At 73.9% G+C, this 13403-nt stretch carries 11 protein-coding genes; 7 read left to right on the forward strand and 4 right to left on the reverse strand.

Translation table 11 applies throughout. The features are described from left to right. Positions 1–25: 25 nt before the first annotated feature. Positions 26–940, reverse strand: a complete 915-nt coding sequence (locus CRP30_RS22775) for an SHOCT domain-containing protein (RefSeq protein ID WP_200814720.1) — start codon at positions 938–940, stop codon at positions 26–28. Positions 941–1151: 211 nt separating this feature from the next. On the opposite strand from CRP30_RS22775, the gene CRP30_RS12200 reads away from it, so the two are divergent. The 6 genes from CRP30_RS12200 to nagB all read left to right on the forward strand — a co-directional run bounded on the left by CRP30_RS12200 (position 1152) and on the right by nagB (position 7461). After that, a complete protein-coding gene (locus CRP30_RS12200) occupies positions 1152–2324 on the forward strand; it encodes an ROK family transcriptional regulator (protein WP_200814721.1) in 1173 nt (390 codons plus the stop codon). Between the two features lie 93 nt (positions 2325–2417). Then, the gene (locus CRP30_RS12205; protein ID WP_097184267.1) at positions 2418–3749 is read left to right on the forward strand and encodes an extracellular solute-binding protein; all 1332 of its coding nucleotides are present in this window, start codon (positions 2418–2420) and stop codon (positions 3747–3749) included. A gap of 98 nt (positions 3750–3847) precedes the next feature. Beyond that, positions 3848–4852, forward strand: coding sequence for a carbohydrate ABC transporter permease (locus tag CRP30_RS12210; RefSeq protein WP_200814722.1), 1005 nt, complete (start codon positions 3848–3850; stop codon positions 4850–4852). Further along, a complete protein-coding gene (locus CRP30_RS12215) occupies positions 4849–5700 on the forward strand; it encodes a carbohydrate ABC transporter permease (RefSeq protein WP_097184268.1) in 852 nt (283 codons plus the stop codon). Before CRP30_RS12210 ends, CRP30_RS12215 begins: the two co-directional genes overlap by 4 nt. Beyond that, positions 5697–6674 (forward strand): ROK family protein, encoded by a 978-nt coding sequence (locus CRP30_RS12220; RefSeq protein ID WP_200814723.1) that lies wholly within the window; start codon positions 5697–5699, stop codon positions 6672–6674. The genes CRP30_RS12215 and CRP30_RS12220 overlap by 4 nt, the downstream gene beginning before the upstream one ends. A 4-nt stretch (positions 6675–6678) precedes the next feature. Next, positions 6679–7461, forward strand: coding sequence for a glucosamine-6-phosphate deaminase (gene nagB, locus CRP30_RS12225; protein WP_097184269.1), 783 nt, complete (start codon positions 6679–6681; stop codon positions 7459–7461). Between the two features lie 6 nt (positions 7462–7467). Here nagB and nagA read toward each other — a convergent pair whose 3' ends face one another. Together nagA and CRP30_RS12235 are read right to left on the reverse strand one after the other, a co-directional pair. Further along, positions 7468–8601, reverse strand: coding sequence for an N-acetylglucosamine-6-phosphate deacetylase (gene nagA, locus CRP30_RS12230; RefSeq protein WP_097184270.1), 1134 nt, complete (start codon positions 8599–8601; stop codon positions 7468–7470). Continuing rightward, the gene (locus CRP30_RS12235) at positions 8598–10067 is read right to left on the reverse strand and encodes a glycoside hydrolase family 3 protein (protein WP_097184271.1); all 1470 of its coding nucleotides are present in this window, start codon (positions 10065–10067) and stop codon (positions 8598–8600) included. The genes nagA and CRP30_RS12235 overlap by 4 nt, the downstream gene beginning before the upstream one ends. A 261-nt stretch (positions 10068–10328) precedes the next feature. Between CRP30_RS12235 and CRP30_RS12240 the strand changes: the two genes are divergently transcribed. Then, positions 10329–11399 carry an ABC transporter ATP-binding protein gene (locus tag CRP30_RS12240; protein WP_097184272.1) on the forward strand — a complete coding sequence of 357 codons (1071 nt, stop codon included), beginning with the start codon at positions 10329–10331 and terminating at the stop codon, positions 11397–11399. Between the two features lie 9 nt (positions 11400–11408). Here CRP30_RS12240 and CRP30_RS12245 read toward each other — a convergent pair whose 3' ends face one another. Next, positions 11409–13331, reverse strand: a complete 1923-nt coding sequence (locus CRP30_RS12245) for a helicase-related protein (RefSeq protein ID WP_235003358.1) — start codon at positions 13329–13331, stop codon at positions 11409–11411. Positions 13332–13403 lie beyond the last annotated feature (72 nt).

The raw sequence follows: 13403 nt of genomic DNA on the forward strand, positions 1-13403 counted from the left end.
GCGGCGCGCGTCGCCGTCCGCGTGCTCAGGCGTTCAGGAGCTTCGCCTTCTGCGCGGCGAACTCCTCGTCGGTGAGGATGCCGGCGTCCCGCAGGTCGGCCAGCCTCCGGAGCTGATCCACCATGTCCGTCTGCGGTGGGGCGGCCGGCGGGGGAGCGGCGGGGGCGGGCGCACCGAACGCGGCGCCGGCCATGCCCGGGTTCACGTGCAGGTACTGCGACTGCCGCTCGACGGTCTTCTTCTGCCGCGCCTCGCTGATCAGCGGGGACAGGATGTCCATGACGGCGTAGGGGCTCTCGACGTTGTCGAGCACGACCTGGCCGGTCGTCGTCCCCTCGACGTTGCCGCTCAGGGAGAACATGTCGGCCTTCGCCCCGTAGGACGGGTCCTCGAGGTTGAGGACGACGTCGCCGATGTCGTTGCCGCGCTGCCAGACGGCCTGCCGCACGTCCATGTCGTTGATCGCCCACAGCGGGACGCTCTCGGTCCGGGTGCCCAGCAGTCCGCTCTCGATCCAGACCCGGTCGCGGGTGATCCGGTAGCGGGCCTTCGAGACGCCGGCCGCGCTGGTGGCAGCGTTCTTGCTCTCGCCGAACCACAGGGTGTTCGGGTCGTTCGCCCACTGCTCGGTGCGCTTGGCGTTCTGCTCGGCCAGCTTCTGCTTGCCCTGGTCGGCCATGGCCTTGCCCTGGTCGGCGACCTGCTTGAGGCGGTCCTTCCAGCTGACCTTGCCGCCCGCGGGCGCCGCGGTGGGGACCGTGTCGGCGGGGGGAGGGGTCGGCGGCGGAGGGAACGCGTCCGCCGGGGGCGGCAGCTCGGTGGTCAGGGGATCCTGTCCCGTCGTCCCCCGGTCGGAGACGTGCTCGGTCCAGGAGCTGCCGTTCCAGTACCGCAGCTCGTGCGCCCCGCTCGGGTCGCGCAGCCAGCTCGCATCCGCCATGGGTCTCTCCTCCGTGTCCGCGTGACGGCGAGAGGATGCCAGCGGAGGACCGTCTTCGGGGGGCCCTGACGCACGGCGAGATCTGCACATTCGCCCCCGTCAGGCAGCCGATGAGGGCGAGTGTGCAGATCTCTGGGGCAGAAGGTCACGATGAGGTCACGGGGCGGACCGCCTCTTGACAGCAGTTTGTAAGGACGGTGTCCTAACAAACGTGACGGCGGACACCCACTCCCAGCGGCGCCTCCTGCGCCCGACGTCCAAGGTGCTGCCCGAGCACGCCCGGGCGCACAACCGCTCGATGGTGCTGCAGCAGCTCTTCCACTCCGGGGAGCAGTCGCGGGCCGACCTGGCCCGGGCCACCGGCCTCACCCGCGTCACCGTCTCCGACCTGGTCGCCTCGCTGCTCGCCGAGGGGCTGGTCACCGAGCTGGAGCTGCGGGCCGAGGGGAAGGTCGGCAAGCCCGGCACACCGATCGGCCTGCGCGCCGACGCCTTCCAGATCGTGGCGGTCGACCTGGCCGACGACGAGCGCATGCACGGTGCGGTGCTCGATCTCTCCGGGAAGGTCCGCGAGCGGCGCTCGGCCGCCGTCGCCGGGCGGACCGGCCAGGCAGCAGTCGACGCACTGCTCGGGCTCTGCCGCGACCTCGTCGCCGCGGCCACCTGCCCCGTCCTCGGCGTCGGCGTGGGGTCACCCGGCGTCGTCGACCCGGCGGGCACGGTCGTGCAGGCGCCGAACCGCGGCTGGTACGACGTGGCGCTGGCCGCCGACCTCGGCGACGCCCTCGGGCTGCCGGTGCACGTGGCGAACGACGCGAACACCGCTGCGCTGGGGGAGTTCACCTACGGCGGCGCCGGCGGCGGCGGGCTGCTCGTCCTCACCGTGGGCGGCGGTGTCGGGGCCGGGATCGTGCTGGACGGCGCCCTGGTCCAGGGTCACGAGCACGCGGCCGGCGAGCTCGGCCACGTCACCGCGGTCGACGAGCGCGACGACATCGACGGCGCCCCGCTGGGCCGGCCGCAGCAGTGCGCGTGCGGCCGCTCCGGGTGCCTGGAGACCGTGCTCTCCGTCCCGGCGATCCGCCGCCGGATCGAGGGCCTGGCGCCCGAGGCCCGGGACGCCGCGCTGGCGTCGGTCGGCCGGCGGCTCGGCATCGTGCTGGCCCCGGTGGTCAGCGCGCTCAATCTCTCCGAGGTCGTGGTCAGCGGACCCCGGGAGCTCCTGGACGGCCCCTTGCGCTCCGCTGCGCTGGCGGCCCTCCGCGAGCGCACCATGCCGGTCATCAGCAGGGATCTGGATCTGCGGATGACCTCGCTCGGCGAGGACGGCGCCCTGTCCGGGGCCGCCGTGCTCGTGCTCTCCGGTCAGCTCGGGGTCTCGTGACGACCCCGAGCCGGCCAGTTGCAGGTCGGAGAACCCACACCCTCATGGCGGCGCTGTCCGGCACCGTCCGCGCAACGGGAAGGAACCCCAACGATGACCAGAGTACGTAAGGGCGGAGTGGCCGTCATGGCTGCCGCCCTGGTGGCGGTGAGCGCGTGCGGCGGCGGCGACGACGACGGCGGCGGCGGGTCCGGCGGCGACGAGGTCCGCCTCTGGCTCAGCGGCACCGACACCCCTCAGGAACTGCGGGACTACCTCGTCGAGACCTTCGAGGAGGAGACGGGCGCGACGCTCGTCATCGAGGAGCAGGACTGGAACGGTCTGGTGCCCCGGCTGCAGACCGCCCTGGCGTCGGAGGACCAGACGCCGGACCTGGTCGAGATCGGCAACACCCAGAGCCCCACCTTCACCTACGCCGGCGCGTTCGCCGACATCAGCGACCTCTACGAGGAGATCGGCGGCGAGAAGCTGCTCCCGGGCTTCGTCGAGGCCGGGACGGTCGACGACACCGTCTACGCGGTGCCCTACTACTCGGGAGCCCGGGCGGTGTTCTACCGCAAGGACTTCTTCGCCGCCGCGAACGTCCAGGTGCCCACCACGCTCGACGAGTTCGCCGCCGCCGCGGTCGCCCTCCAGGCGGCCAACCCCGCCGGCAAGCCCAACTTCTCGGGCTTCTGGTTCCCCGGCCAGGACTGGTACAACGGCATCGCCTGGATCTTCTCCGCCGGCGGTGACCTCGCCGTGCAGGAGGGCGACCAGTGGGTCGGCGCGCTGTCGAGCCCCGAGTCCCAGGCGGGGCTGGCCCAGGTCCAGCAGCTGTTCTCCAGCGCGACGGCGGCCCCGCGCGACGCCGACTCCGAGGAGCCGTGGATCCCGTTCAACAACGGCGAGTCGGCGATGTTCTCCGCACCCACCTGGGCCCGCTGGAGCATCGACCTCCCCGAGTGCAACAAGGGCGTCGACCCGGAGGACGAGTCCGCGGAGGCCGAGGCGCTGCTGGCCGAGCAGCAGGCCTGCAACGAGGAGAAGACCGGGGTCTTCCCGCTGCCGGGCAACCAGCCGGGCGAGGCGGCGGCCGTCTTCGCCGGCGGCTCGAACATCGCGATCCCGGCGAAGTCGGGCAACCAGGAGCTGGCCCGCGACCTGATGCGGATCATCTTCAGCGCGGAGTACCAGACGATGCTCGCCGAGAACGGGCTGATCCCCGGCAACCAGGACTACGCCGGCGCCCTCGGTGACGACGTCTACGCCCAGGCCGCGCTCGCGGCGGGGGTCGACGCGAAGCTCACCCCGGCGGCCGAGAAGTGGGCCGACGTGGAGGGCGCCCGCATCCTCGAGGACTTCTTCCAGGAGATCGCGAGCGGGACCGACCCTGCCGAGGCGGCGGCCGAGGCGGACCAGCTCATCAGCGACACGCTCAACTGACCGGCTGACGTCGACGAGATCTGCACACTCGCCCGCTTCGGGCGTCCGATGAGGGCGAATGTGCAGATCTCGTCCGGTCCTTCCTGGGGAGCCCGCCCGTGACCGCTCCACGCTCACCCGTGCCCACCGCTCCGGTGGCGCCGGTGGCCGCCCCGCCGGTGCCGGTCCCGCGGGTGCCGGCCGTCGCCCCACCGGAGGCCCCCGCGTCGAGGCGTAAGCCGCTGCGCTCGCGGCTCGGGCCCTACCTCCTGCTCGTCCCGGCACTCGTGCCGATCGTGGTGGGGCTCGGCTACCCGCTGGTCCGGCAGTTCGTCATCTCCTTCCAGGAGTTCGGTCTCGCGCAGCAGTTCGGCCGGCCGGCCGAGTGGGTGGGCCTGCAGAACTACGTCGAGCTGCTCGGCGACTCCTACGTCTGGGGCGTGATCGCCCGGTCGATCGCCTTCTGCCTGGTCAACGCCGCCCTGACGATGGTGGTGGGGGTCGCCCTCGCGGTGCTCATGACCAAGGTGGGCCGGGCCGCCCGGATCACGCTCCAGGTCGGGATGCTGCTGGCCTGGGGCACCCCTGTCCTGGCCACCATGACCGTCTGGCAGTGGCTGTTCGACTCGCAGTACGGCGTCGTCAACTGGCTGCTGGCCGAGCCGCTCGGCATGGAGTCCATGCGGTACCACTCCTGGCTCATCGAGCCGCTGTCCTTCTACGGGGTGGCCACGGTCATCGTGGTCTGGATGAGCGTCCCGTTCGTCGTGTTCACCGTCTACGCCGGGCTGCTCCAGGTTCCCGAGGAGTGCATGGAGGCCGCGCAGCTCGACGGCGCCAACGCCTGGCAGCGGCTGTGGAACCTGGCCATCCCCATGGTGAAGCCGGTGCTCTTCGTGGTGGCCCTGCTCCAGATCATCTGGGACCTGCGGGTCTTCACCCAGATCTACGTGCTCCAGCGCGCGGGCGCCCCGACGCGCGAGACGCACCTGCTGGGCACCTACATCTACTCACTGGCGAAGGAGTTCTCGATGGCCGGCGCCATGGCCACGATCATGCTGGTGATCACCCTGGGGCTGACCACCTTCTACATCCGCCGGATGCTGCGGCAGGAGGAGGTGTGAGCGCCCCCGTCCGCCGCCGCCGGCCGTCCGCCGGCCGTCGGCTGCTCGGCGTCCTCGCGGTCGTCGTCGCGCTGGTATGGGTCTTCCCGGTCTACTGGATGGTGAGCAGCGCCTTCCTGCCGACCAACCGGCTGCGGACCGCCGAGCCCACCTTCTTCCCGGTGGACGGCACGCTGTCCAACTTCCGGCGGGTCTTCGCCGATCCGGCGTTCCTCGACTCGTTCCGGGTCTCGCTCGCCGTCACGGCGCTGACCCTTGCCGCGGCCATCCTGTTCGCATTCGTCGCGGCACTGGCGATCAGCCGTTTCCGGTTCCGCGGCAGGAAGACATTCATCGTGACCATTCTCGTGGTCCAGATGATCCCGGCCGAGGGCTTGTTCATCTCGCAGTACCAATTGCTCGACGGATGGGGGCTCGTGAATGCAGTCCTCGGCCTCACCATCGTGTACGTCGCCGCCATTCTGCCGTTCACCATCTGGATGCTGCGCGGATTCGTGAGCGGCGTCCCGATCGAGCTGGAGGAGGCGGCGATGGTCGACGGCCTGTCGCGCACCGCGGCGTTCTTCCGGATCACCTTCCCGCTGCTGGCGCCGGGCCTGGTCGCCTCGGGCGTCTACGGTTTCCTGCAGGCGTGGAACGAGTACACCCTCGCCCTGGTGGTCATGACCGATCCCGGGCAGCGCACCGTCCCGCTGTGGCTGCAGGGCCTGGTCGAGGCGAACCGGGCAACCGACTGGGGGGTCGTCATGGCCGGGGCCACGCTGGTCACGGTGCCGGTCATCGTGTTCTTCCTCTTCGTGCAGCGCAGGATGAGCGCCGGCCTCGTCGCCGGGGCGGTGAAGGGGTGACCGCCGACGGGCACCCGTCCGGTTCCTGGTCGATCGGGCTCGACATCGGCGGCACGAAGGTCCTCGGGGTCCTCCTGGACGACGACGCCACGGTGCGCGGCAGCGTCCGGGTGCCCACCCGGCTGGGCACCGACGGCGTGGTCGCGGCGGCGGCCGAGGTGGTCGAGCGGCTCTGCGGGGCGGCCGGCATCACCCCGGCGGAGCTCGCCGGCGTGGGAGCGGGCGTCCCCGGGCTGGTCGACCCGGTGACCGGGGAGGTGTCGCACGCGCTCAACCTGGACATCCACGAGCACGGCGTGCGGCTGGCCCCGCTGCTCGCCGCCGAGCTGCAGGGTGTCCCGGTGAGCGTGGAGAACGACCTGAACGTGGCGGCGGTCGGCGCCGCGCGGGTCCTGGGCCTGCGCGGTGACCTGGCCTTCCTCGCCCTGGGCACCGGGGTCGCGGCCGGTCTGCTGCTCGGCGGCGAGCTGCGCCGGGGCCACGGGGGCGGGGCGGGGGAGATCGGGCACCTGCCCTACGACTCCACCGGCCCGCTGTGCCCGTGCGGTCAGCGGGGCTGCCTCGAGCTGTACGCCTCCGGGTCCGCGATCGACGCCGCGTGGCCCAGCCGCACCGGGCGTCCAGCCGCCGCCGAGGTGTTCGCCGCTGCCTCCGAGGGCGACGCCACCGCGATCGGCATCCGCGACCGGTTCACCGATGCCGTGGCCGCGGCGGTGCGGCTGCTGGTGCTGACCTGCGACGTCGAGCACGTCGTGCTCGGCGGGGGCGTGGCGGAGGTCGGCGCACCGCTGCTGGACGCCGTCTGCCGGCAGGTGCGTGCCCAGGCCGACGGCTCGCCGTTCCTCCGCAGCTTCCGGATCGCCGACCGCGTCCAGGTCGTGCCCGGCGGCGTCCCGGTGGCACCGATCGGTGCGGCCCTCACCGCGCGGGGTGCGGTGCGCCGCCGGTCGTCGGTGGAGCCGGTCGGGTCGTGACCGCGTGGAGGTGATCATCCTGCCGGGCCCGGAGGAGGTGGGCCGCCTCGGCGCCGACCGGGTCGCGGCGGTCGTCGCCCGCAACCCGCGGGCGGTACTCGGCCTGGCCACGGGGTCCTCGCCGACCGGCATCTACGCCGAGCTCGCCCGGCGGGTGGCGGCCGGCACGCTGGACCTCTCCGGCGTCAGCGGGTTCGCCCTGGACGAGTACGTCGGCATCCCGGCGGACCATCCCGAGAGCTACTCCGCGGTGATCGACCGGGAGGTGGTCGGCCCGTTGGGGCTGGACCCCGCGCGCGTCCGGGTGCCCGACGGCCGGGCCGCCGACCTCGCGGCCGCGGCGGAGGAGTACGACGCGGCGATCGCGGCGGCCGGTGGCGTGGACCTCCAGCTCCTCGGCATCGGCACCAACGGCCACATCGGGTTCAACGAGCCGACGTCGTCCTTCGCGTCGCGCACCCGCATCAAGACCCTCGCGCCGCGGACGCGCACGGACAACGCCCGGTTCTTCGCCTCGCCCGCGGAGGTGCCCACCCACTGCCTCACCCAGGGTCTCGGGACGATCCTCGAGGCCCGGGAGCTGCTGCTCGTCGCGCAGGGGGAGGGCAAGGCCGACGCGGTGGCGGCTGCCGTGGAGGGGCCGCTGAGCAGCATGTGCCCGGCCTCGGCGCTGCAGCTGCACCGGCGGGCGAGCGTCGTCGTCGACGAGGCGGCCGCGTCGCGGCTCCGGCTGGCCGACTACTACCGCTTCACGCACGAGCACAAGCCGCGCTGGCAGGGGCCCTAGCAGGGATCAGCGGGGGACCGGCTCCCCGTCCGCCCAGACCGCCCGGACCGACCAGTCGTCGCCCAGGACGACGGCGTCCGCGGCGTAGCCCGGCGCCAGCCGTCCGAAGCGGTTCCCGAGGCCGATGGCCCGGGCCGGCGTGGCCGTCAGCGCCGTCACCGTGGTGACCGGGTCCAGGCCCGCGACGTCGACGGCGAGCCGCAGCGCGGTGTCCAGGGTGAGCGTGGAGCCGGCGATCGTGCCGGTTCCCTCGAGCACGGCGCGCCCGTCCCGCACGTCGACGCGCAGGCCGCCGAGCGCGTAGCTGCCGTCGCCCGTGCCCGCGGCCGCCATCGCGTCGCTGACCAGCGCGATCCGGCCCGGCGCCCCGGCCGCCAGCAGGGCCACGAGGCCCGGGTGCACGTGCACGCCGTCCAGGACCACCTCCAGGGTGACCCGCTCGTCGGCGACGGCGGCCAGCACCGGCCCCGGCGCGCGGTGGTGCAACCCCGGCATGGCGTTGAAGGCGTGGGTGAGCAGGCGCGCGCCGGCGTCGAACGCCCGGCCGGTGGTCGCGAGATCGGCCTCGGTGTGGCCGACCGCGACGGTGACGCCGGCGGCGGCGAGCTGCTCGATCGCCGCGACCGCCCCGGGCAGCTCGGGCGCGACCGTGAGCTGGCGCAGCGTGCCGCGGGCGGCGTCCAGCAGCCGGTCGACGTCGGCGACGGCCGGGGTGCGCAGGAACCGCGGGTCGTGCGCACCGCAGCGGGACGGCGCGAGGAACGGCCCCTCGAGGTGGGCGCCGAGCACGCCGTGGGTTCCGGTCAGGCCGGCGATCTCGTCCAGCCGCGCCTCGAGGACCTCCAGGGGGTTCGCGACCAGGCTCACCACCGAGCGCGTGGTGCCGTGCGCGCGGTGCGTGCGGAGCGCGGCGACGATGCTCGCCGTTCCGTCGTCGAACGCGGAGCCACCGCCGCCGTGCAGGTGCAGGTCGACGAACCCGGGCGTCAGCCAGGCGCCCGCCAGGTCGACGGCGCGGTCCGCCGGGGGCGGCTCCCCGGTTCCGGTCGCGGCGATCAGCGGCCCGTCGAAGAGCACCCACCCGTCCGCGACGATCCCCGCGGCGTCGAGGACGCGGGCGCCGTGCAGCAGGACGGTCACGGTGCCGTCCCGGCCAGCAGCTCCGCCGCCGCGTCGGTGTTCACCCGGCCCGCGCCGTGGGTCAGGACCACCGGCCCGGGGGCGAGCGCGGCGTCGTCGGGCATGCCGACGGCGACGACGACCGCGTCGGGCCGCTGCTCGCCCAGGCGGCGCAGCCACGCGCGCTGCCAGTCGCTGCGGTAGGCGTCCCGGACCGCGACCACGAGCGGCGTCCCGGCCGCGGCGGCCAGGACGTCCTCGACCGTTCCGTCCTCGTGGACCGTCCGGACGGCGGCGGCCAGGCCGGCGCGCGCCAGCGGCTCGGCCACGCTCCACTTGGCGGAGCCGACGGCCATGTTGGTCCCCGCCCGCAGCTCCACCACGAGCGCGGGGGCGGTCAGCGCCACCGGTTCCCGCGTCCGGAGGGCGCGGCGGGCCGCATCCAGGCCGACGTCGCCGTCGGGTGCCTCGGCTCCCTCGTCGTGGGCGGCCAGCCGGGCGCGCAGCGCGGCGACCCGGTCGGCGGCCTCCCGCAGGCGCGACTCCGGGACGGTGCCCTCGCGGACGGCGTCGCCGATCGCCCGGCGCAGGTCGGCGCAGTGCTGCTCGCCGTCCTCCGCGCCCAGGAGCAGCAGGTCGGCGCCGGCCGCCAGGGCGAGGACGCCGGCGCCGGCCAGGCCGTGCGCCGCCCGCACCCCGGCCATGTCGAGCGCATCGGTGACGACGACCCCGGCGAACCCGAGTTCGTCGCGCAGCAGGTCGACCAGCAGCCGGCGGCTCAGGGTGGCCGGGTGCTCGTCGAGCGCGGGGAAGACCACGTGCGACGTCATCACCAGCTCGACGCCGGCCCGGACGGCGGCGGTGAAGGGCGGCAGCTCCCGGCGGCGGAACGTCGCCTCGTCCGCGTCGATGGTCGGCAGCCCGAGGTGGGAGTCGACGGTGGTGGCCCCGTGCCCGGGGAAGTGCTTGGCGGTGGCGGCGACGCCGGCCGACTGCAGTCCGCGCAGGTAGGCGACGCCGTGCCGCGCCACCGCCCCGGGGTCGGGGCCGAACGAGCGGACGCCGATCACCGGGTTGCGGCTGTCGCTGTTCACGTCGACCGACGGCGCGAAGTCCACCGTCACGCCCGCACGGCGCAGGTCGGCACCGATGGCGGCGGCCACGGCGGTGGTGGTCGCCTCGTCGTCGACCACCCCGAGGGCGAGGTTGCCCGGGTAGCTGCTGCCGGTCAGGTACTCGAGGCGGGTCACGTCCCCGCCCTCCTCGTCGAGGGCCACCAGGGCGTCGGAGCGCACCGCCCGGATCCGGGCGCCCAGGTCGGTCACCTGCTCCGCGGCCGAGCCGGCCCGGCCGCCGGTGAGGTTGTCGCCGTACAGGCAGACGCCCGCCAGACCGTGCCCGAGGGCGTCCTCGACCCACCCCGGGACGACGGGTCCGGCGAAGCCGGGCATGAGGCAGGAATTGACGAGCTCGTCCAGTTCCGACATGGTCCTCTGCTTCGTCGACGGAGCCTGCCCGGCGGTCATCCGCGCATTTCCGGCACCGCCATTCCCGGAGCCTCGGACGGGGCGAGAATAGACGACCGGGGAAGCATTTCGCGCGACCCCGGCAACAATCCGTCCGGAGCCGCGGGTACGCCCCTCCGCGCTGCACTTTCCAACGTTGTCGAGCGGCGGTATCTTCGCCGCACCCGGAAAGGCGCGGGCTCTCGGCACGCAGGCCTTCCACGACCGCTCGGAGGACGCCCGATGGCGACTGTGACCTACGACCGCACGAGCTGTGTCTACCCGGGGGCCGAGCGGCCGGCGGTGGACGAGCTGGACCTGCAGGTGGAGGACGGGGAGTTCCTCGTCCTCGTCGGGCCGTCCGGGTGCGGCAAGTCGACGTCGTTGCGGATGCTCGCCGGCCTGGAGGACGTCACCGACGGGCGCATCCTGATCGGTGACCGCGACGTCACCGGTGTGCCGCCCAAGGACCGGGACATCGCGATGGTGTTCCAGAACTACGCGCTGTACCCGCACATGACCGTGGCCGACAACATGGGCTTCGCGCTGAAGATCGCCGGGCTGAACAAGAGCGAGATCAGCAGCCGCGTGCACGAGGCCGCGACGCTGCTGGACCTGGAGCCCTACCTGGACCGCAAGCCCAAGGCGCTGTCGGGCGGGCAGCGGCAGCGGGTCGCGATGGGCCGGGCGATCGTGCGCCAGCCGCAGGTGTTCTGCATGGACGAGCCGCTGTCCAACCTCGACGCCAAGCTGCGGGTGCAGACCCGCACCCAGATCGCCCAGCTGCAGCGCCGCCTGGGCGTGACCACCGTCTACGTCACCCACGACCAGGTCGAGGCCATGACCATGGGCGACCGGGTCTGCGTGCTCAAGGACGGCCTGCTCATGCAGGTCGGCAAGCCGCGCGAGCTCTACGACCGCCCGAGCAACGTCTTCGTGGCGGGGTTCCTCGGCTCTCCGGCGATGAACCTGTTCACCCTGCCGGTGGTCGACGGCGGCGTCGAGTTCGGTGACACCGTCCACCCGGTGGAGCGCAGCGTCCTCGCGGGCGCCCGGGACACGGTGATCGTCGGCGTCCGGCCCGAGGACCTGGAGCCGTCCGAGCACGGCCTCCGCATGGAGGTGGACCTCGTCGAGGAGCTCGGCTCGGACGCCTACGCGTACGGCCGGGTGACGCTCGGCGACGAGCAGCCGACCATCACCGCCCGCGTCGACGCGCGCCGCCCGCCGCAGAAGGGCGACGTCCTGCACGTCATGCCGCGGGCCGGGCAGGTGCACATCTTCGGCGAGGACGGTCAGCGCCTGAACGACTGACCCGGCGGATCAGCGGGCCCGGCCGGACCGCCCCGTCCCGGGACGGCCGCGGGTCGTCGGGGCCGCTCCGCGGCCGCGTCGTCCCCCCTCGGAGGCCGCTGCCCGGCCGCCACCGCTCCGGGACTGGCGCGGATGGCGGTCGTGCCCGTCGTGGTGGCGGTCGCCCGTGTGGTGTCCGGTGCGCTCGCGTCCCGGGCCGCGGCCGGCCGAGCCCACCGAGCAGTCGCGGCAGGTGCTGAACCAGGGCGCGATCCCGGCGCCGCACGACGTGCACCGTCCGGACGAGGACAGCCCGATGGCCTCGGGCAGCAGTTCGGTGATCCGGTCGGCGCAGGCGTCCTCGACGTCGGCGGCGTCCTCGCTGGTCAGGCCGGCCACACCGGGGAAGGACCGGAGCAGCGTCTGCGCGTCGCGCGCGGCCGCGGCGGCCTGCTCGTAGTCCTCGACCATGCCCTTGGCCGGCATGGGCTCGAGGACGGACTCCGGGTCCACGGCCAGCCCGGCGGCGTGCCGCAGGGCTGCCTTGGCCAGCACCAGCCACCGGGTGCGCCGCGGCGGGTTGTAGTCGATCGGCAGGTTGATCAGCCGCCACACCGTCCAGAGGTCGCCGGCCGCACCGAGCGGGCCGCGCAGCAGCGGCAGCAGGGCGTGCACGCGGACGATCAGGCTGGTGACGTCGTCGGCGGTCATGGCCGCGCCCTGGTCCTTGGTCGCCTCGCGGGCCCACGCCATCCAGCGGGTGAGCGCCTCGGGCAGGTCGACCGGCTCGAACGCACCCAGGTCGTCCAGCTCCGGGCGCAGGCGGGGACGGCGCTTGGGGAGGTCGCTCATCGCGTCGCCGCGGGCCACCTCGGCGCCGGCCTTGAGCAGCCCGGCGTCGGCACGCATGCCGGTGACGCCGGCCAGGACGCCGACCGCGCCGTGGCCGGTCAGCCCGTAGCGCCCGGCCCGGCCGGCGATCTGCGCGGTCTCCCAGGTGCGCAGCGCGCGGCGTTCCACGCCGTCGAACTTCGTCGTCTCGGCGAAGAGCACGGTGGTGGCGGGGACGTTGATGCCGTGACCGATGACGTCGGTGGTCACCAGGACCTCGGTCTCGCCGCGGGTGAACCGGTCGATGACGTCGCGGCGCGTGGCCGGCGGCAGCGCGCCGTAGAGGACGCCGACCTTGCCGGGACGGTACGGGTCGAGAGCGGCGGCGACGCCGTACACGGCCTTGCGGGAGAAGGCGACGACGAGCGTCTGCGGCCGGACGCCGTCGGCGCGGACCGGCGCCTTGAGGACGTCGAGGCGCGACAACCGCTTGTGGTTGACGACGGTGATCTTCTTCGCGTCCGCCACCAGCGGCTTCAGCAGCAGGTAGGCCTCGGCCGCGGAGATCAGGTGCATCTCGCGGTAGTCGCCGGTCAGGACCAGGCGGGCCCAGTGGTGGCCGCGGTCGGGGTCGGCGACCCAGTGCGACTCGTCCAGCACCAGGAGGTCGCCGCGCATCGGCGCCTTCTCCACGGTGCAGCAGACGATCGGCGCGTCGGGGTCGATCTCCTCCTCGCCGGTGGAGAGGCCGACGGTGCCGGGCGGGAGCTGCGCGGACAGCCGGGTGTACGCCTCGTGGGCGAGCTGGCGCAGGGGCGCGGCGTAGACGCCGGACCGGTTCTCGGCCAGCGCGACGAGGGACTCGTAGGTCTTGCCGGAGTTCGTGGGGCCGAGGTGGAAGACCACGTTCTCGGGACGGGTGGTGCGGACGGGGAGCTCGGGCTCGGCGCCGTCCACCCAGCTCTGCTGGGCGAGCGTCTCGACGCGCGCGGCCGCGCGGTCGTCGTCGCGGACGCGGAGGTCGCGCGCGACGTTGCGCTTACGGCGCCGGTCGGGGCGGCGTGGATCCGAGTGCTGTCGATCCGGGTGCTGTCGATCGGGGAACTGCGGGGGAACACTCACAGTGCGGATGCGGCCTTTGGTCGGCGGAGGTCGGGGCGGGTCCGCACGCGTGGCGGTGCCAGCTGCCGCGGA

Source organism: Blastococcus haudaquaticus (genome assembly GCF_900230285.1).
In the GTDB taxonomy this organism is placed as follows: Bacteria; Actinomycetota; Actinomycetes; order Mycobacteriales; family Geodermatophilaceae; genus Blastococcus_B; species Blastococcus_B haudaquaticus.